Consider the following 20,417-nt stretch of genomic DNA (forward strand, 5'->3'; position numbering starts at 1 on the left):
GATTATCTTGCTCAAGACAGTTAAAGGGTTCTGCTGCCTTATGCAAGAAATAAAAAATGGAATTGATAGAACCCACCATAAAATAAAAAAGAATAAAAATATAGATATTTATTATTTGGATAATACATTTTTGTAACGGAAAGACGAGAGTTCAAGTATTTCATAATACTGTATTAAAAGATTTTCCTCTTTTCTGCCCTAAATGCAAATTGACGCATATCATTGATGTAGAAAAATTAGAGATTGTAATCAAAAATACAGAAAAACAAACTTTTATTATTTAGAAGAAAGGATATAAAAATGAAACGTTTACCTAAATATACGCCTGCGGAAGTACGGAATGATCCATACGGATTTACTTACAAAGAAATGTCGGAAGTTATTGGCGAGAATGAAGCAAAAGCCTTATATGAAGAATTATATAAGCAATTACCACGCAAAAAAAATCTATCAATGTTGGTAAAAAATATTTGCAAAAGCAGTGATACTGAAAAGTATGTTTACGAACTGAAAGACAACAAATACATTGAAACGGTTTTTATCAAGCGGCGAGATGGTGGAACTGTTTGCGTGAGCACACAAGTCGGTTGTCCTGTTGGTTGTATTTTTTGTGAGTCCGGGCGAAATGGCTTTGTTCGTAATCTAACATCGTCAGAAATCGTACAACAGATTATATTGTTGCGTCGAAAAGTAAACCGTATCGTTTTTATGGGTATGGGAGAGCCTTTATTCAATTATGACAACTTGATAAAAGCAATCCATATTCTCCGAGATAGATATGGGCTCAACTTTCCAACCGACGGCATTACCATATCAACAGTTGGTCCGGTCGATCAATTAAAAAAATTGCGCGAGGAACATCTTAAAATTCAGTTGACAATATCTTTACACGCAGCAACACAATCTGCAAGAAATCGTATTATTCCTCACATGCGCATATATGCTATTGAAGATGTTGTTAAGCAAGCCTTATCCTATTCTGAAAGGCATAATCGCAAAATTGTCTTTGCGTATTTGCTTTTACCGGGTATAAATGACCGGCCCTCAGATGTAAGACAACTTGCAAAATGGTTTCGGGGCAAAAAAGTTATGATTAACGTGTTACAATACAACCCAACAAGCAATTCAAGAATTAAAGCACCACAGAAACGGGAAATAGTTGCATTCAAACATCAATTAGAGCAAGCAGGACTTGAAGTTACTATGAGAGTTTCTCATGGCAGAAAGATTAACGCGGCTTGTGGACAGTTAGCTAACACATATAATAAATTCAAAAAAAAATGATTAAAAGTGCCAGACGCATAGACGCAGAGCCGATAACGCATTAGGTCAAAAAACCTATGTGTTATCGGCTTTTTTATTTAATATTGCGCAAAAGCCGCTGTTCCCTATTATAGAATGGATTGCGGGTAGTGTATTAAAGTCGCCCTTTTTTAAGGATACGGCGGTATCGGGGAGGTATCGCCGTGTCCATTTTTATTTACTGTAACCCGCCTAATGCTTTGCGGTCAAAAAAAGCTATGCTCCGCAAGCGGGATATTCCGGCTATGAATGTGAACTGTCAATACATTTAGCTACTGCTTACATTTCCTTTGCGCCCGTCCGCGTCTTGCGGACGGGCGCATTTTGCTTTTTTCAACTTTTTTCTGAAAAGCGCACTCAAGAGCCATCTCCCGAACGGGTACGGAGCGAAAGGGGCAGAGAGGACAAGCCCTTAACTCCCGTCCTCTACTCCACGCGGGAAGGAGGTGAACTCTATGGAGCTATCTTCTTTATTCCATAATATAACACTAAGTTCTGGAACAGGAGGATGTTACTTAGTACCGCAAGATAAAAATAAAAATCTATCTATCTCATATAAAAACTTTAATGGAGTTATTAAATACATCGTAGAAGATAATGATACTATTAAAGAGTGTTTGCATAAATATTATAATGAAATGATTGTTAAACAAAAAGATACTATTCACGTTTCTTTAAAAGAATTCAATAGTAACTTTAAAGAAAACATTATAAATAATTTCTTTGAGGGGGATTCTATAGTTTTACATTTTAAGAATAACGAAAAATGGTATAATGTTCCTTTAAGAGTTTCTTTTAATTGATAGCCCATACAACATATGAGAGACCAATCGGTCTATTTTATAAATAGGAAAATGAAGATAGAAAGGTTTCGTCTGCCCCATAATTGGGGCGGTATCAATTATAACTATTAATCCAAGAGAGGGCATAAAACCGTTCTCTTGGACTTATTTGTCGGGGTTATAGCTTCATTCCCCTGCCTTGCCTTTCTTCCTGCTGTGGCTGTCTTGTGCCGTATCTGAGCCTGTTCCACTGTTCCCTGAACCAGTCGGCAATCGGCTTCCTGTTTACTGTCAGGCTCAATCTGTTTTCATCGTCAGGGTCATTCTCCACCCTAAAAACATCATCCTTTACGTCAAAGTTCCGCCTGTGCTGCTCGGAATAGATTTTACCGCTACATTTCATAGCCTCTTTCCTGACCACGAGCCTCTCGGTCATTTCCCTTGAGAACCCAAGCATAGCGCATAGCTTTTCCATGCGCAGCATTTCCCTGAACATCGGGAACCACCTGAAAGCCTTGTCTATGATTCTGCCGAGCCGTGACAGCTCCTTTTCCTTCATGTCAAGTTCCTGCCTGTGCATTTCCCTGAGATTGTGGATTTGCGTGTCATGCTGTTTCTGCATCTGCTGTATGTGTGTCTGTAACTTTTTTATGTCCGCGTCCCGTTTTGAAACCTCGTCCTGCAGCCTCTCATTGGCTCTTCCCAGTTCCTTCATCTTTCCGCTTCCGAAAAGAGAACCGACACCGCTTGCTATGGCGGTGGCTGCATCTGTCGCTGCGCTTTTGAGCTTATCGGTACGTATTTCCGATTTTACCTGCCTTAGTTCCTGCTCGGCAAAATTTACCTGTCGCTCGGTGTGCCGTTTTGCAGCGTCTATGCGTTGCAGTTCGGCTTTCTGCTTCTCTATGATGAAATCGTTCCGCTCCAGATGTTCCCTTCCGGTAACAGCCTTTGACCGCCCACGCTCCATCAGGAGAATGTCGGATGCCATACTCTGCATTTCGGTCATATCCTCGTCATTGAGCTTTCGGCTCTTTCCGGTTTCGTGGTTCATCCAGTCGAAAACGATGTGGGCATGATAGTTCGGCTTGAACCATCTGTTCCCGACCTGAAAGCTTTCCCTGTCTTCCGCTTCCGGCTGACCGTTCAGCCAATGCCCTTCATCCTTGTGCAGGAAGATTTGCAACGGTGTGATTCCCCAGCGTCTTTGACATTCTTCACCGAATTTACGCACGTCTGCCAGTGTGGTGTCCGACCTGACAAGCAATACACCCTCACGGATGGGCGAACAACCTGCCACTTTGATGATTTTACCGTTCTTGCCTTTGCGCTCCCGTTCCTTTTCCTGCATGGCACGTCCGGTCTTTTCCTTTACCATCTGTCTGATATAGTCATAATGCGTCCGCAAATCCGGACTGCCGAAGTCGGGATTTATCCACTGCTCGTTGTCGGTGGAGAGTTCAGGAACCACATAGATTCTGGACTCTCCGATATTGCGCATGTATTCGGCAGTTCTTTTGTTGTGAGCCTCGCTCGATGCGATGTTGCAGGGCTTGATATGTATGCTTGATTTTGTTGCCATAGATACTTGTTTTTGGTTTGTACTTTATTGCTTGCTTTTCCGCTGTCCGTAAACGCATGGGGTTCTTAGGGGTGCAACCCATAAGCGGAGATTGCAAAGAGAGGGTCACTCTTTGCTTGGGGTTCTCAGGGGAGAAACGCCCTGAGTGGGTTATTAGGGTAAAACCCTAATCCCCTCGGGAGAGCCCACAACTACGTAAGCGAAGCGTGTAGTTATAGTGGGCTATAACCGAAAGCCTCCCGGTTTATTGGGCGGTGTCTTCACTTTGATGGATTGAGCCTGTTTCTTTGTCTCTGCCTGTTTTTGCAGGTATTCGTTTAAATCCTTGCATCCGCTGTAAATGTGTGAAGCGTCACGTATATATCTGGCATTGTCATATTCCTTTTTGATTTGCTGCAGGGCTTCCATTCCTGCACGGTCATTGTCAAGGAAACAGTGGATGCGCTCATAGCTGCCCAGTGGATAGAGTGCCTTGGAAACATTGGCAACAGAGTTCAGAACCATGTAGTCCTGTCTGTCGAAATCGGGGAATTGCGGACAGCTTTCAAGCCTTAGTGTCAGAAAGGAAAGGTAGTCCATGAACCCCTCAAAAACGTAACATGCTTTTCTCGGCTCTCCCGATTGTCTGATATGTGAAATTTCCTTCGGTGCGATGCAGCCCTTGAAATATCGGTTGCGGATTTCATATCCACCCGATATGTTCGGAAAGGCAATGGCGAAATACCGTTTGCCGTTGTTGGTGAAGTGTGCCTCACGGCATTCTCTTTTCGCCAGTGCCGTATTTATTCCCCTTTCCTGCAGGTAAGAGAGCAGGGCAGGGGAAGACAGCTGCACGATGTCAAGCTGCTGGAAACTCGGCTCGGTGGCAGACTGCCTGTGAAAAGAGAAAGACACGGGACGGACATGCGGTGTCTGTTCCTCTATGCGTTTCAGGATATGCGGAACACTCTCCGTTGCGTAGAGGTGTGCCGCCAGTGCGATGATGTTGCCGCCCTTTCCCAGACCGAAGTCGAACCATTGTTCACGTTCGGTGTTTACCTTGAACGAGGGCTCGTTCTCTTCCCTGAACGGGGATTTGTACCAGAGGTTTACCCCCTGCTGCTTTACTGGGGAATACCCCAGACAGTGCAGATAGTCTGCGATTCTTATCTTTTTTGCTTCTTCTGTTGTCATTTTCGTACGGTTTTGTGATGAGTGAAAAAACGATGATTTGATGAATTTTACCTGTAATAAGCTATTATACAGAATGGTAACGCTTCATCATTTTTTCATCAGACTGCTTGCCAAAAAAGAAATGATGATTTCTCTTTTCATCAGCATTATATTCCGATGAATAAATGATGAGCTTGTATTATATTGTAATACAACGTGTTATATACTGTATTCATCATTTCATCAAAATAATCATATAGCGGTCAGCTGTTTCTTGGTTATCGTGTAGAACCTTCCTGTCTTCCTTTTCGTTTCGTAGTGGCAGTCACGGTGGGGAGCAATCTCATAGGCGGTGTAGGAAAGCGAGTTCGGTGCGGAAGTCAGCTTCCATACTTCCTGAACCACTTTCCGCACCTGATATTTCTCTGCCTTTACCTGCGAATAGATAAGCAGTGTCATGAGGTCGTTCAGGCAGAATGATACGCTTTCTACATTCATGTTTGACATGATGTCAAGGAACAGTTCAGCCATTTCTATCTCCAGACGGTTGCGGTTGCTCCGGATGATTTTCTGCAGGGCTGCCGTATGTGTCAGCTTCGGATTGAACCACATACGGCTTTCCTTTTCCGTTGAAAGCTCCCTTTGTGTCAGAAAGAACAGGAAGGCTGGTATTTCCTCTTTCAGCTTTTGCAGGAAATTCGTATCATCGTTCTGCAGCGGATTTATCTTCCTTACCCAGTATCGTGTTTCCCCTGCGTCTATGATTACAGGCAGATACTCATTGTTTGAACACAATACGAACTTGGCGAAGAAGGCTATTTCCGTGCGGTCTTTCCCTTTGGCTTCCACCTTGTAATTGAAAGTGGTGCTCAGGTTCTTCAACCGCTCGCTGTCTTCCCTGCGGTTGAGCAGCACCTCGTCCACGACAATGAGCAGCTTTCCGGCCCAGTCGGAATTGAACTGGCTCCGGAAATCCTCGTTGGTGTTGAATGTCACGTTATCCCCGAATACGGCTTTCAGGAAATTAAGGAACGTACTCTTGCCCGTGTTCCTCTCTTCCGATACCAGCAGGAGTATGGGAAGTTTCTGTAACGGCTGCAGGAACAGCAGTTGCAGATAGTCCAGTCCCAGATTGTACTGCTCACCGAAAATGTGTAGCACCAGAGAACGTATGTTCGGGAAATCTCCTATCTGCGGAGTATGCTCTATCGGTTCGTACAGATTCAGAAAACCGTCAATTTCCTTCCGGTAGTTCAGATGGTCGGGAACGGTACAGAATCCGTCATACTTCGGGACGGTCGCAAGATAGTTCTTCCCGTAGTCCTGCCTGAGTGTGCTGTTGTTCCATATCACACGTCTTTTCTCATACCCTCCGCTGGCGCAGGGCTGGTTTACGACCTTGTACAGTGTCGTTCCCACACGCATGTATTCTTCCTCTTTCATAGGCTCAGATTGAAGGATTGCGTTCACCCAGGATTTTCTGTATGTCCGACTGTCGGTATCTGACCTTGTTTCCCACCTTCACGGGTTTCAGATAGTTCTTCTTTGCCCAGTGCCAAAGGGTGGTGTCGCACACATCGCACATTTTCTTCACTTCCTCCTTTGTGAGGTACTTTTCCTTTCTCGCTTCCGCAATGGCGGTGGAGAGTTCATGCTTGGCACGGCTTATCAGCTGGTTTGAAAACATGAGCAGGTCTTCGCCTGTCACTTCCAGTTTGATGTTGCCGTTTCCGCTTTGGATAATTGCCATCAGGTCTGTCATAGGCTTGTTGAAACTGCCGGTTGTAAGACTTCCCGTTTCGGCAGTATTATAAACGAAAAGCCACTACCCCGATTAGGATAGTGGCACAAATATATAACGAAAAATAATCGTAAATCAATGGATTTCAATGCGTTAAATTCGTAAAATCCAAAAACGAATTAAACGAATTTCAAGCGGATAGATAAGCCTTCAATTCCTCTATGGCAACATGGTCTTCCCCGATGTCCTTTATCAGTTTTTTGCTTCCTCCGAAAGGGGTGGTAAGGTTCCTGTATGCTTTCTGTATTCCCCTTTCGTGTACGATGCTGAGGTCTGTGTATTGCTGTTGCAGTGCGTTCCGGAAAGTCTTTATGGGACAGGGGCGCATGAAACGGTATTCCACCAGTGCGATGTACAGACGTGCGATGTCCGTTTCGGTCGTATGCGTTTTCAGCCTTGTTCCGATTCTTTCCAGAATGACATCCCTGTTCTCTATCAGCAGCTCCGGCAGGGTGCGTGTGTCGGCTTTTCGTCCGGCACTCTTGGGCTGTCCTTGCTGCAGGCTGTCCGTATCTTCCGTTTCGGTTTCTTCAATGTCTTCTTCATCCTCAATAGACCATTCCACGAGGTTGTTTTCCTCAATGGCTTTCTGCTGCTTTCTGAAAGCCACCCAGTCCTCCTTGGTTCTCATGCCGCTGCTGATGCTCTTCTTGATGATGAACCTGACCATATAGGAAACAAGCCATTTGTATAGTCTTGTAATACCTTTTCTTTTGGCCAGTTCCTCTCCCTGTTCCACCATGCACTCATAACTCCGTCCGTAGTACAGCCATGCGAGCATGGCAGGTATTATGCTCCGCCTTTTTGAATGGTGGAACTCGTTCACAATCTTTTTGGCAAGGTCTGAATCCAGAAGCACATTCTCCAGTTCCTCGAAATCGGAGATTTTGTCGTCTCCGATCCGTCTGCGTGTGGCTTCCTTGTATTTCGGTACCAAGGTTGTGGCAACTTTGAAAACCTTGACAAATCCCTTGAACTCCTTGTCGTTCATTTCTTCCACGAAAGCCGCATATTCATCGGGGTGGCTGTCAAGCCACTCCCTTATCAGTCTTTTGAAATTGTCATATTCCTGTTGTCCCATAAAGCTAATTTGATATGCTACTGCTACCCCTATTAACTTTTTCTTGTATACGCGAAAAATGGACAGATAATTTGAATATTAGCATATAGAATCCATAATCACTTAAAGAAAATAAGCGTTTTGTTTCTAACAGATTTCTGTCAATATAACGGTTGTCAATATGTTGAATTCTGTCAAGAAAGACTATGGAATCATCTATTCTTGAATTTGCAGGAAGATAAATGATTTGAGTGATCTTTTGCTGTTTTAGATTTGTAACATGATTTTTTATTTTGGTGTCATCAACACCTTGTTTCTGAAGAACTGATATATAATTAGCGAGATTAATAATTGGAGCATACATAATTGAGGCTGGAAATAAGCGATTGTTGGCTATATCCATATCACATGTATTTGATAAGATCAGGCAATTAGTAATCTTCACCCCTTTTCCTATATTAGCTAAATCTATTATAGGCATTTCTTTTATCCCATCACCTTGATATATAATATTATTATCAAGTGAATAAGTGTACATTCTATTATCTATATTGTAAGGAAAAGACTTAAGTTCTGTCAAAAGATTGTTGTAATTCTCTTCTGATAGATATTTGGGTAGATATTTTTTTAATTCATCTTCTGTTATCATAGCATATCCCAAAAATGATCATTGATGACATTTTGAATTTCTTCATCTATAAAAGATTCTTCTGTTAGTAATTTTTGAGCAAATGAACTAATTATTTCAAAATCTTCATAGTCGGAAGTTTTTACGAGTACCGTTTCTGTTGAAATTGCAACATTCTTAACAGAGTATGGCGTATCATTTTCCCATGAAAAAGATGTATTTATAGATGGGATAATGCTGTTATTATATATTTGTCCATTTGAGATAGCTGGTAATTCACTATCTGTTAATGTTACGCAAGACAATGCTGACAATAGCATGATATTAGCGTTTATGTAAGTAGTTAAATTATTCATTTCTCAAAAGTTGGGTTTAAAGTTTCCAAAAAAGTAGGCTTCAATAATGAAAAGAATAATTTTTTTTCACACTCATGAGCCATATTTATTTCTTGTTCCCTATTTTCAATGAAGAAATTATCTGAATACTCGCGCGATGTGTCTATATCGATTAATGAACCTACAATTTCAGAGGTATTTGGATTAGGCCTATAATTTGCATTATTTGCAAATTGCAATGTATTCATAAAATTTCCGTCCCTAACATCTGTGCGAATCAATAAATTTTCCGATACATATTTCTCGGTCATAGAAAAAGACATAGTCAGGCTGTTGGTTATATCTCCTCTAAAAAAATTAATATACCTATGTCCTAGTCTTGACACACGTTTGATTATTCCTTCTTGTATAATCTTATTGATTAAAGAAAGTGAATGCTGAGAAAATTCTGGCCATCCAACATATGGCATTTTTGAACTTATACTTAAAACGTCATATCCTATTTGGATTATAAATTTATCACCTTCAATTCTATATAAAGGCTTAAACTTTAAATTTGGGTCAACCTCTCTAATTTGTTCAGGAATCTGTAAAATAGGGAGATTGATAACATTTCCTCTATAATCATTTCTTATTAGATTATAGATAACGCCAAAGACTGCACTTTTAGCAATGGCAGCTTCAAAGCGAAATTCTATTAAGGCATCGATTAGTGGGCACTTTTCTATTCTTGATGGCAAAAATCTGTCCATAATATATCTTTTAATGTTTAATTTACAAAAATAATACTTTATTCTTTAATAGCGTGTTATTAAGCCCTTAAACTATATTAATCTAATAGTTTAACGAGGTCTTTCTTCATCTCTTCGTCAATATCCCTGTACCGTCTGAAAGCCTTGCTGCCTTCCTTGTGTCCCGACAGTGCCGAAACAAGATTCGGGTCTTTCACCTTCTTATAAATATTACCGATGAAGGTGCGTCTTGCAAGGTGGCTGCTTGCCACTTCATAAAGCGGTTTTTTGACTTCATCACGTGTCAACGGGTCTAATATAGTGACAATCCTGTCCACTCCTGAAAGTTTGAATATCTTTTTTATTGCCTCATTATATTTCTGTTCGGAAATGAACGGCAGCAGTTTTCCCTCATGGTCTTTATACCGTTCGAGAATTTCCTTTGCCTTGTCGTTCAACGGTACACGTACCGTAACCGGATTTCCTTCCTTTGTCTTTTTCTGTATGTATTCGACTGCACCGTTCACAATGTTCAGTCTGGTCATTCTGTACAGGTCGCTTACTCTGCACCCTATCAGTGTCTGGAAAATGAAGATGTCCCTCTGTATCTCCAGCTGTGGAGTGGCAGAAAGGTCTGCATTGAAAATCCTGTCCCTTTCTTCAAGGTTGATATAAATAGGAGTTCCGTATTTGCATTCCTCTATCGGAAACTTGTCAAACGGTCTGTTGGTGGTCAGCTTGTTGTCGAAGCACCACAGGAAGAATGTGCGTATTCTTGAAAAGCAGTCTATCAGAGTATTTTTTCCACGTGGTTGTGGAGTTCTCTTTTCCGGGATGGTTTCATAAATGCTTGGGTACAGTTCATAATACTGGTATTCGTTCTCGAAGAAGTCCCACATGTCCCGAAGCGTTTCAGGTGTGACTGTATCAACATCAAGAATAAAGTCCTTTTGCCCTTGTTTAGTAGCACGTACATAAAGTTCATATCTTGCCAAAGTACGCTGTATTACACGGAAATTCTTTTTCCTGACTTCGGAAAGTTTGTGCTTTACAAGGAATTCAGAGAACAGTTCAAGCAGTATAGGTTTAGTTTCCGCTTCGATTTCCTCCTTCGTCTTGTATCTGTTGGGGTGGTGATATTTATCAATTAAAGTGCTCAACCATTCACTGTCTGATTCCGGTGTATAGTTCTGGTTTATCAGGTTGAGGATATTTTGCACTTCATTATTCAAAGCCTGCTTCTTTTCCTCGCTCACAAGTGCAACCCTGTCTTTGTAACCTTGCTTTTCGCTGCTCCAGTGATTTGGGTTTATAGTCAGCTCGCTGGCTGCCTTTATGTCTTTTTTTCCGTCCCTTAGTCTGAAATAGATTGTTGCTACGCTGTTGGTATCATTTTTGCTTGCAGTCTTTCGGATAAATGCTGTTGCTTTCATAGGCTGAATGATTTTGTTATGGCGCAAATATAGCATTTGTTCCCAAATTGTTCCCACTCATCCCGAATTTATTTCAATCCAATTAAATGGAATTAACTTTTTAGCATTGTGTAAAGTATTAATAATCAGTTTAGTTTGGTTTAAACTTCATCGTTTTGCTATTCAAACGGATTGTTTCCGATTTAGTTATTTCAAATGCGGGTTGGACTTGAACTTTTGGAATAGCCGCCTGACAATTACTGCCGATTATTACGATAAATACACCGACGGTTTGCTTGCCAACTATCAGTTGCCGAAAGAATCGGGATTCTCTTACATGAAAACCAATGTGGGTGAGATGAGTAACCGTGGTTTCGAAATTGCTGTCACCGGTGATATTATCCGTACGAAAGATTGGAAATGGAATGCTTCATTCAACATCTCCAGAAACGTTAACCGTATTGAGAAACTGTCTGAAGGCAAAGCCTATATGGAAGGCGATATTTGGTGGATGCAGGAAGGTGGCCGTGTCGGTGATTTCTACGGATTCAAGAGTGCCGGTGTGTTTGCTTACGATGAATCGAATGCCTTTACAGAAAAGTGGGAGCAACTGACTCCGGTCTTCGAGAATGGTGTATTCCAATATAAGTATTTGTTGGATGGAAAAGAATATTCCGGCAATATCCGTCAGAAAACATTGCCGAACGGCAAACCGTTCCGTGGTGGAGATTACAACTGGGAAGAGCCGGAAACTACTCGTGACGGTGTGATTGATGATAATGACCGTATGGTGATTGGCAATGCTATGCCTGACGTGACCGGTGGTCTGAATACAACACTGACCTGGAAGAACTTGAGCCTGTACTTAGGATTCTATTATTCACTGGGTGGAAAGATTTATAATGCGGCGGAACATAACCGTAATATGTTCAAATACACCGGAACGACTCCTCCACCGGAAGTTATCCACAACATGTGGCTGCATCCGGGCGACCAGGCTATCTATCCCCGTCCATACAATGACGATTTCAACAATGCCCGTATGGGTAACTCGTTCTACTTGGAAGATGCTTCTTTCATCCGTTTGCAGAACGTACGCATAGCTTATGACCTTTCTGGAAATTGGATAAAGAAGCTGATGCTGAAGAATGTGAATGTCTACGCTTTTGTTAACAACGCTTTGACATGGACTAACTATTCCGGATTCGACCCTGAATTCTCTACAAGTAATCCTCTTCAGGTAGGTAAAGACTCTTACCGCTACCCGAGAAAGAGAGAATATGGTATTGGTTTTTCTGCTAACTTTTAATTGAGAATATAGTATGAATAAGATAAAATATTTTGTTGGAGCTGTATGCCTGGCTCTATCATTGAATAGCTGCTCGGATTTTCTGAACGAAGAGCCGGTAAGTGAAATCCCGGCAGGCGATATGTGGCAAACTGCCCGTGACGCCAAGGCAGGAGTGAATGAAATCTACGGATTGCTGCGTTCCACTTTGCGTGAGAACTATTTCTATTGGGGAGAATTCCGTTCGGACAACGTAGCCCCCGGTGCTCCGGTAATGGCAGACCAGGCACGTGTTATCAACAACCTGATGTCTACAGACGAGAAATGTGCGAAATGGACTACTCTCTATCAAATGATTAACCAGACAAACCTGGCTATCAAATATATTCCTAATATCAGCATGCCGGATGTTGCCGACCGTAACGACTATCTCGGACAAGCGTATGCTTTGCGTGCTTTAGCCTATTTCTATGCTATCCGTGTTTGGGGTGATGTACCTTTGTTTACCGAACCGACGGAGAAATACTCTGATGCTATCTACAAGGAACGTACGGATAAGAATTACATTATAGACAATGTCATTCTTCCTGACCTGAAGAAAGCGGAAAGTTTGGTTAACCGTAATAAGAACTTTGAGCGTAAACGTATTTCTATCTGTGGCGTATGGGCTATAATGGCAGATGTCTATATGTGGGTTAAACAATATAACCTGGCAGATCAAACCATTGATAAAATGGCTGATATAAAATCTTCCAAAGGTCGTTTTGTCGATTTTGAGCCGTCCATTCAAACTTGGCATACCATGTTTACGGAAGAACTGAATAATAAACCATCGGACGATACCCCCGAAAATGATGAATACTCTACAAAAGAGTTTATTTTCCTCATTCACTTTAATATGGACGAAGTGGGTGTAAACGGATATAGTTATATGTATCAGTGGTTCTCCGGTTCGGGCAACCGTGCAGCCGTTTTATCAGACCAATTGATGAGTATTTTTAATGAATCGGATATGCAGGGCGATTTGCGTAAGGCATACACGGTGAAGGATTATCAGAATGGGAATGAATTGCGTAAATATATGGCTGGCGATATCAGTAATTCATTGAACAAGACTTGTGAAGTTGCTTACCCGGTTTATCGCTATACAGATATGTTGTTACTACAGGCAGAAGCCCGTGCCCGTTTGGGCAAATGGGAAGAAGCTTTGGATTTGGTGAAAAAAGTGCGCGACCGCGCAGGCTTGGCTACTCCTACGGCACTTGGCTTTGCGTCTGAAGATGAGGTCATAAATTACATTCTACGTGAACGTCAGGTTGAGTTAGTTGGTGAAGGCCGTCGCTGGTTCGACCTGGTACGTACAGGTAAATGGAAAGAAGTGATGGAGCCTGTCAACGGTATGAGTCAGGATGGCAATGAACTATTCCCGATTCACTACTCACATATATTGGAGAATCCGAAAATAACTCAGAATACATATTATGGTAATAACTAAAAAGCTTGAAACGATGAAAAAGACAATGTATAAAACGCTTTTCTTTTGTCTGGGTATGATAGCACTGGCCGGATGCGATTTGGACTTACAGAAGAATTATGATTATGAAGCATCGGTTGACGACCCTCATGTGAATGTGACTGCCTGGGAGTATTTTCAGGATCATCAGAATATTTTCTCTGAATTTACGGCGGCAATAGAATATACCGGTCTGAAGGATTACTATACTCAGACTGAAAACAAATATACTTATCTGGCTCTGAATAATACGGCTATGCAGTCCTATCGTGAGAATGTTTTTCCGGGTGTGGCTTCCATTACTGACTGCGATAAAGCAACAGTGAAAGATATGCTTTTGTATCATATTGTGGATGGTGAATATAGCTCGTATGGGCAATTACAAGTAGAAGCCATGTTTGTATTGACAATGCTTCCCGGTGAAAAAGGTTTGATGACCATGTCCGTTTGGAAGAATCCATGGCAGGCTGCCGTAGGAAAGATTTTGGTGAATGAAACAGGAAGCAATGGTAAGTCACCTCAACGCAATGCTAAGACTAGCAATATCTTGCCGACAAATGGAGTAATCCACATATTCGAGAAATATTGTTATTATCAGAAATAATCAGTATTAAATTAAAATGAGTTTATTATGATTCGTAAATTATATACCATCTTATTAATCGGGCTTTGCTTGAACTTTGTGGCTTGCGGTGACGATAATGAAAATATTGACCCTAATGCCGCTGCTCCTGTTATCAAATTCCCGATGGAACAATTGGCTGTCGATCTGAATAAAGTCGACAATCTGCCTGTAGTAGCTGTAATCAAGTCACAAGCCGGATTGCAGAGTGTGACAATGAAAATTCAGACAGTGGAAGGAACTGTTGATTATAAGACTGTAACGGATTTCTTCAATCCGAATTCCTACAGTTTATCTGAAAACTTAGAATATGACGCGAATTATCAGGCTTTTATTGTTGAAGCCACCGATAAATTGAATCATGTAATAACGAGTACACTACCTATATCAGTGACCGATGTTGTAGAACGTCCTGTCATCACTTTTGATCCGGAAGAGATAATTTATGATGAAATGGACGAGAATCCGACTATTCCACGTACAATATTTAAAGTAACTTCAGAAGCCGGTTTGAAAACGGTTGAAATGTACTTGGTTTCAGCCAGCGGACAGGAATCACAAGGTACTGCAAACTTGAGTGGCGAGAAAGAGTATGCATACGACGAAATGATAAATTATAAAGAAGGTGATAGAGGTTTTAAGGTCAAGGCGGAAGATACATATGGATATATTACAATTTCGACACTGCCTGTGACTTACAGGACTATCCCCGGCCCTGTACTGACTTTACCTGAAAAGACCATATTTGCAGATACTGACGCAAAGAAAGGTGTACCGATGAAAATTGAGTCAGTTCGTGGTGTTCATGAAATTATAATCTATCGTATTGAGAATGGACAGGAAGTAGAAGCTCTGAGAGAAACAAAGAATGGTGAAACAAGTTTGGATTATTCACCTGAAATAAACTTTACTGAGGCTACTTCACAACTTAAGATTGTAGTATCGGATGGAAGAGAGGATAAGAATACGGTAGGATATGTGACAGCGTATGTCAATATGGACGTTGCTACAGTTACCATAGGCAGTCACCCTATTGCCAATACTCCGAATGCCAAGTATCCCGATACATACGGTTTGTTGTCATTGAATGACTTGAAAACCTATTCTATTGATTATGCGATTGCTAACGAGAGTAATGCGAAAAATGTAGACGTTAAGTTCTATTGTTTTGGTGGTTCGGCTGTACCTCGTTTGTATTCTATGAGCTTCAAAGATAAGGATGGGGAATATTCAGGTTCAACAGGTAAACTGAGTGCTATAAGTGTGAAGAATGATACCCGCTTTGCCATATTGTCAAGTTTTGATTTTGATAATGCAACGGCTTCTTCCATAAGTGCAATCTCATCAAGTATCATCACTGCCAATCAATTGAATCCTGTTGCAGTTGGGGATATTATCGCATTCAAGACAGCGGATACCTCAACGGCAGGAGAAAGGGTAGGCGTTATGAAAATTATTAGTATGACAGAACCTAAAGAATTGGTATCCAGTAATGCGACTGTACGTGTGATGACACTGGAAATCAAATTCCCTAAGAAGAAATAACGGTTCTACTATATCGGGCCAACAAGTTATTGGAAGATAACAGGTGGATTGTATAGGGATAAGAGCTCTTTGATAGTTAGATACTGTGTGCAGGATGAACATCTGGTACTGTTCGGGATGAGCATCTGGCGCATGGTTACTAACTATAAAAACGCTTCCTGTCTCTCTATGAAACGGATACTTGCAAAACTTTATCTGCTTCTTGAGTAAGTATATGTATTAATTAAAAGTAATATGGATAGACATATATATCATCGCTTCCTCTTTTTCTGTTTAGTCGGGCTGATGTCGTTCGTGACAGGGTGTTCTTCTTCTGATACAGGGGAACTTTCGGAACCGGAAGCTCCCACTACACCTGCAACGGACGAATATACTTATTTGAATGTAGAATATAGAAAGTGGCAGAATGGAACTTTTCAATCATGGACAACTGCCGATTCCCGTGAAACCCGCATCATTGATAATATGAATCGGTATACTCCTTCATTAGAATATAGCCGGACTGCATGGGGCGGACGAATCGGCTTGCAACCCTCTTCTGTGACGGGAAAAGATGGTTTCTTCCGGGTAGCCTATTGCGGTGGACGCCCTTATCTGCTTGACCCTGATAATGGCGTTGTTATTCTCCATGGAATCCAGCATGTTCGTCCGGGAGAATCTGCTGCCCATCAGAAAGCTTTCAGTATAAAGTTTGGTAGTGAAGCCCGGTGGAGCGAAGAAACAGGAAAGCTGATAGCGGATAACCATATCAACTATATTTCGTATGGCTCAAATCGTATTGAGACATTTCCCGCTACTATGCGTGCCAACCTGCTAACGCCGAAGACACAGAAGATTGCGTATGCGGAAACCTTGTATTTGCTTCGTACCTTTATGTGGGACATGAGTAAGAATTTAGGTTATCCTTTTGATGACGATAAGTATAATCGCCTGGTTCTTCTTTTCGAACCAACATTTGAAACCTATATCGACGACCTAGTACGCAAGAAATCCACGTTGTTTGCAGGTGACAAACACTTTGTTGGATATTATCTCGATAATGAACTGCCGTTTGCGAGTTATCAGAATGCTGACCCTCTGCGAGGGATTGACCTGAAACATTTCCTGGCTTTGCCCGACCGTTACAAAGCAGCCCGAATCTATGCCGAAAAATTTATGCAGGACAGAGGTATAGTCTCTTCCGCAGCGATAACCAAGAAAGATCAGGAAGATTTCAGGGAAGTTGTTGCTGATTATTATTATCAATTGACGACGAAGACTGTCAGGCGTTACGATACGGAACACTTGATTTTGGGTACACGTCTGCATGACTGGAGTAAATACAATGAGAAAGTAGTAGTGGCTTGTGCCCGTTATTGTGATATTGTTTCCATCAATTACTATGGACGCTGGCAACCGGAAACTGACTTCCTGACCAATCTGAAATCATGGTGCGGAGTGAAGCCGTTCTTGGTTTCTGAGTTCTATACAAAGGCTGAAGATACCTCCTATAAAGGAACTAAGTATTCGAATACAGAGGGTGGTGGCTGGCTCGTACGTACACAGAAAAGCCGGGGAGAGTTTCATCAGAATTTCTGTTTGCGTTTGCTTGAAACGAAGAATTGCATTGGATGGATACATTTTGAATATAATGACGGCTATGCTTCAGACGGTAGTGCTTCGAATAAAGGGATTGTCTCATTAGAGTACGAACCTTATGACGATTTCCTTGCATATATGCGGCAATTGAATTTGTCTGTTTATCCTTTGATTGATTACTATGATACTCAATCACACTAAAGAATTTGTAGAGGTTTTAATAGAGAAAAAATAGAAAATAAAATAGTTATGAATATGAAGAAAATAAGTTTATTAGCCATTCTTTTGGGCTTTAATATAGCCTTGGGGGCTTGTTCCGATGACGACACAGCTCCTGTTGCACAGAATGAAACATTTCAACTTCCTGCGAAAGCATATGTTTTGGCAGAGCAGTCGAAACGTGCCATTGTGATAAGAGATACGGAGACAGGACGCAATGTTTGGAGTTGGGACCCTTATACGGCTTGTGTTCCTTCAGCACATCAGGACTGGTTCATTAATCCAAGTGAAGTGAAACCGGTCTTCAATAAACGCTATGTATTGATGACCGCTTCCGGCGGAGCGGTGGCATTAATCCGCATATCAGACCATAAATTAATGTTCTATGCTAACTGCGGGCAGAATCCTCACTCTGCGGAAATATTACCGGATGGAAATATTGTTACAGCAGAGTCAAAGTCTGGTGAAATTAATACCTTTGTGGTAGATACGATAAAAGTACTGGGAATGAAAGCTAATACCGTGAAATTGGGTAATGCCCACAATGTCGTGTGGGATAAAAAGAGAGAATGTATATACGCTACGGCTACTATACAGGCCGGTACTACGGCGTTATTCCGCTTCAAATATAACAATGACAATCCTGCCAGCCCTAAACTGACCAACCAGACACGTGTATATACATTTGACAAAGAATCGGGTGGGCATGATTTGTTCCCGGTCTATGGTGAAAATGATAAACTATGGTTGACGGCCGCTTCGGCTGTTTATAAGTTTGATGTTTCTACGGATACTCCTACTTGTGAAAAGGTCTATGCTATCCCCGATATAAAGAGTATCTGCAACGGACCGGACGGAATCCTGATGTTGAAACCGACAGAAGAATGGTGGGCGGAAGGACTTGTCAATGAGAAAGGGGAGGAACTTTTCAAGATGGGCGGAGCCAAAATTTACAAAGGTCGTTGGATGATTGACAATACCTTCAGTTATCCGGAAGAGCACGACTTGGTACTAGGTGAGGATTGATAAAGTTTAATAGGTACAATAGAATAATAAAATTAGGAATAATGAGGAAATTTCTTCTTTTAATACTGATGTTTTCAGCCGTACAGGCTTGGGCGCAGAATGGAAAGAAAGTATATGCGGACTTTCATGGTGTGCGCTATACCCGTCAGCATGATGGCAAATTAGGACGGTGGGAAATGTATGCCAATACGGAAAAATCAAGTACCGGAAGAAAATCGCTATGTTATAATGCCGACCTGATAGATGGTGAAGGACGGCATGAAATCGCGGCAGTGGCTTATCCGCAAGTCGGGATGCAGTCGAATTTGGATCCCGACTATATCGAATACCAGATATTGTCGGCAAAAGCAGCCAAGATAGACGGCTTCTTTATTGAATGGGGATTCAGACCCCATGAAAACGATATCCTGTTGCGTGAAATGCAGAAAGTGGCGGCGAAGTATGACTTCGAGATAGGAGTAAACTGGTGTGACGGATGGTTGTATTATGACTGGATAACCAAAATTTATCCACAAGTAAATACCCGTGAAGCCAAAACGGAGTATATGGCAAAGTGTTATCAATATCTTGTTGATAGTGTTTTTACCGGACCTACGGCACCTATTGTAAAAGGAATGCCTGTCTTCTATCATTTCGGACCGGGAGCGAAGGTTGATGAATATCGGAAAGTATTATCAGAAGTAAAACTTCCTCAAGGAATGAAGCAGCCTGTTGCTTTGCGCCGGTGGGCTGATTGGGGAAAACTGGAAAATAATAAATACATTCCCGTAACTCGCAGTGATGATATGGATGCCTGGAAGAAAGTCGGCGAAATACCTACTGCATGGCTTCCTGCACGTGTCCGGGTAAAGGATCAGGAACATGCCGAATGGGATAATTATGCCACTCAGGATGATGTCATAGAGTTTATGAAACCTTTTCGTGATTCGATTTGGCACAGTAACAATCCTGCCTATACCATCAAATCTGGATTTGCCATGCCCGGCATGGATAACCGGGGATGTGCGGGCTGGGGACGCGGACACTTCTACTATATACCTCGCAATAATGGAGAAACATATAGCAGTATGTGGAAATTCTGTATGGCAGAGAAAGACAGTCTGGATATGATGTTTATCGCTTCTTGGAGTGATTATACTGAGGGACATGAGATTGAACCCACTATTGAGAATGGTGACCGGGAACTGCGTACTACTTTAAAATACGCTGCAGAATTCAAAGGTGAACAGGCAGATGAGCGTGGTTTGACCTTGCCATTGCTGCTTTTCCGTTTGCGGAAAGAAGTTTGTTTCCTTGAAAAGACCAAAATGGATGTATCCGCCTGCCAACGTTCGCTTGACAAAGCGGCATTATTGATAAGCCAAGGACGCTATCCGGTGGCGATAGGACTGTTGTCTCAAATAGAAAACGATATAAAGGCAGCGAAGTCAGCTCTGACTGTTGAGATGAAACGTCTGCGTGAATCGGATTTGAAAGTCCAGGGGAAACGTAAGTCCGGTGGATACAATGCCGAAGAAACTCTCTCCATATCTTTACCCAAAGAGCTAGTCTCTAAATTGCAGATGAATAACTATGTCGGATATCTGTATTTTGAATATTTGGATAAAGGAAATGAATCCCTCTTTGTACGGTCATCTACTTTACGCGAGCCCAAAGAACCGTTTAAAATTGTATCACGGATACGCACTGATAACACAGGTGAATGGAAAAGCGCAAAAGTGGAATTGCATAAGGACAATATTGTGAACGGTTTTAATATGCCTACCTTTTATCTGAAAGGAAATGTCATAGTCCGTAATTTGTCATTGGGATATAGTATCTACACAGTCAAATAAACCGGT

The 20,417-nt window shown here is 41.7% G+C and carries 18 protein-coding genes and 1 pseudogene; 10 read left to right on the forward strand and 9 right to left on the reverse strand.

Going from position 1 to position 20,417, the window contains the following annotated elements; all coding sequences use genetic code 11:
- The first annotated feature begins 104 nt into the window (after positions 1-104).
- The 3 genes from AB5443_RS22295 (at position 105) to AB5443_RS22305 (ending at position 2,105) form a co-directional block, all read left to right on the forward strand.
- On the forward strand, positions 105-284 hold the full coding sequence (locus AB5443_RS22295; RefSeq protein ID WP_258987699.1) for a cysteine-rich KTR domain-containing protein: 180 nt from the start codon (positions 105-107) through the stop codon (positions 282-284).
- Between the two features lie 16 nt (positions 285-300).
- Positions 301-1,284 carry a 23S rRNA (adenine(2503)-C(2))-methyltransferase RlmN gene (rlmN, locus tag AB5443_RS22300; protein WP_347501324.1) on the forward strand — a complete coding sequence of 328 codons (984 nt, stop codon included), beginning with the start codon at positions 301-303 and terminating at the stop codon, positions 1,282-1,284.
- A 473-nt stretch (positions 1,285-1,757) separates the two neighbouring features.
- The gene (locus tag AB5443_RS22305) at positions 1,758-2,105 is read left to right on the forward strand and encodes a hypothetical protein (RefSeq protein WP_258986153.1); all 348 of its coding nucleotides are present in this window, start codon (positions 1,758-1,760) and stop codon (positions 2,103-2,105) included.
- Positions 2,106-2,262: 157 nt separating this feature from the next.
- Here the strand turns inward: AB5443_RS22305 and AB5443_RS22310 are convergent, their stop codons facing one another.
- The 9 genes from AB5443_RS22310 to AB5443_RS22350 form a co-directional block, all read right to left on the reverse strand.
- Positions 2,263-3,666 carry a mobilization protein gene (locus AB5443_RS22310; protein ID WP_258986151.1) on the reverse strand — a complete coding sequence of 468 codons (1,404 nt, stop codon included), beginning with the start codon at positions 3,664-3,666 and terminating at the stop codon, positions 2,263-2,265.
- A gap of 222 nt (positions 3,667-3,888) precedes the next feature.
- Positions 3,889-4,839 carry a toprim domain-containing protein gene (locus AB5443_RS22315; RefSeq protein WP_271688853.1) on the reverse strand — a complete coding sequence of 317 codons (951 nt, stop codon included), beginning with the start codon at positions 4,837-4,839 and terminating at the stop codon, positions 3,889-3,891.
- Positions 4,840-5,070: 231 nt separating this feature from the next.
- Positions 5,071-6,261 carry a primase-helicase family protein gene (locus AB5443_RS22320; RefSeq protein WP_250781321.1) on the reverse strand — a complete coding sequence of 397 codons (1,191 nt, stop codon included), beginning with the start codon at positions 6,259-6,261 and terminating at the stop codon, positions 5,071-5,073.
- Between the two features lie 4 nt (positions 6,262-6,265).
- Positions 6,266-6,580 (reverse strand): helix-turn-helix domain-containing protein, encoded by a 315-nt coding sequence (locus tag AB5443_RS22325; protein ID WP_005797547.1) that lies wholly within the window; start codon positions 6,578-6,580, stop codon positions 6,266-6,268.
- A gap of 169 nt (positions 6,581-6,749) precedes the next feature.
- On the reverse strand, positions 6,750-7,700 hold the full coding sequence (locus tag AB5443_RS22330; protein ID WP_271688859.1) for a DUF6043 family protein: 951 nt from the start codon (positions 7,698-7,700) through the stop codon (positions 6,750-6,752).
- Positions 7,701-7,704: 4 nt separating this feature from the next.
- Positions 7,705-8,328: a hypothetical protein gene (locus tag AB5443_RS22335; protein WP_271688861.1), complete on the reverse strand. Its 624-nt coding sequence runs from the start codon at positions 8,326-8,328 to the stop codon at positions 7,705-7,707.
- Complete coding sequence (locus AB5443_RS22340) at positions 8,325-8,663, reverse strand: hypothetical protein (protein WP_271688863.1); 339 nt, start codon at positions 8,661-8,663, stop codon at positions 8,325-8,327. The genes AB5443_RS22335 and AB5443_RS22340 overlap by 4 nt, the downstream gene beginning before the upstream one ends.
- Positions 8,660-9,394: a TIGR04255 family protein gene (locus tag AB5443_RS22345; protein WP_271688865.1), complete on the reverse strand. Its 735-nt coding sequence runs from the start codon at positions 9,392-9,394 to the stop codon at positions 8,660-8,662. The genes AB5443_RS22340 and AB5443_RS22345 overlap by 4 nt, the downstream gene beginning before the upstream one ends.
- A 77-nt stretch (positions 9,395-9,471) precedes the next feature.
- On the reverse strand, positions 9,472-10,806 hold the full coding sequence (locus tag AB5443_RS22350; protein WP_271688867.1) for a site-specific integrase: 1,335 nt from the start codon (positions 10,804-10,806) through the stop codon (positions 9,472-9,474).
- Between the two features lie 199 nt (positions 10,807-11,005).
- Between AB5443_RS22350 and AB5443_RS22355 the strand changes: the two are divergent.
- From AB5443_RS22355 to AB5443_RS22385, 7 genes and pseudogenes are all read left to right on the forward strand, one after another.
- Positions 11,006-12,094, forward strand: a pseudogene (locus AB5443_RS22355) (SusC/RagA family TonB-linked outer membrane protein); the annotation flags it as partial.
- A 13-nt stretch (positions 12,095-12,107) separates the two neighbouring features.
- Positions 12,108-13,568 carry a RagB/SusD family nutrient uptake outer membrane protein gene (locus AB5443_RS22360; RefSeq protein ID WP_195407442.1) on the forward strand — a complete coding sequence of 487 codons (1,461 nt, stop codon included), beginning with the start codon at positions 12,108-12,110 and terminating at the stop codon, positions 13,566-13,568.
- 13 nt (positions 13,569-13,581) lie between these two features.
- Positions 13,582-14,190, forward strand: a complete 609-nt coding sequence (locus AB5443_RS22365; RefSeq protein WP_022137219.1) for a fasciclin domain-containing protein — start codon at positions 13,582-13,584, stop codon at positions 14,188-14,190.
- Between the two features lie 27 nt (positions 14,191-14,217).
- Positions 14,218-15,753 carry a hypothetical protein gene (locus AB5443_RS22370; RefSeq protein WP_368114047.1) on the forward strand — a complete coding sequence of 512 codons (1,536 nt, stop codon included), beginning with the start codon at positions 14,218-14,220 and terminating at the stop codon, positions 15,751-15,753.
- Between the two features lie 234 nt (positions 15,754-15,987).
- Positions 15,988-17,532: a hypothetical protein gene (locus AB5443_RS22375; RefSeq protein WP_368114048.1), complete on the forward strand. Its 1,545-nt coding sequence runs from the start codon at positions 15,988-15,990 to the stop codon at positions 17,530-17,532.
- A 54-nt stretch (positions 17,533-17,586) separates the two neighbouring features.
- Entirely contained in the window at positions 17,587-18,576 is a 990-nt protein-coding gene (locus AB5443_RS22380) for a DUF6528 family protein (RefSeq protein WP_303003800.1), read from the forward strand.
- 41 nt (positions 18,577-18,617) lie between these two features.
- Positions 18,618-20,411: a glycoside hydrolase family 71/99-like protein gene (locus AB5443_RS22385; protein WP_368114049.1), complete on the forward strand. Its 1,794-nt coding sequence runs from the start codon at positions 18,618-18,620 to the stop codon at positions 20,409-20,411.
- Positions 20,412-20,417: the final 6 nt, after the last annotated feature.

Origin of the sequence: Bacteroides sp. RTP21281st1_H5_RTP21281_210402 (assembly GCF_040918965.1) — a bacterium.
Classification (GTDB): domain Bacteria; phylum Bacteroidota; class Bacteroidia; order Bacteroidales; family Bacteroidaceae; genus Bacteroides; species Bacteroides congonensis.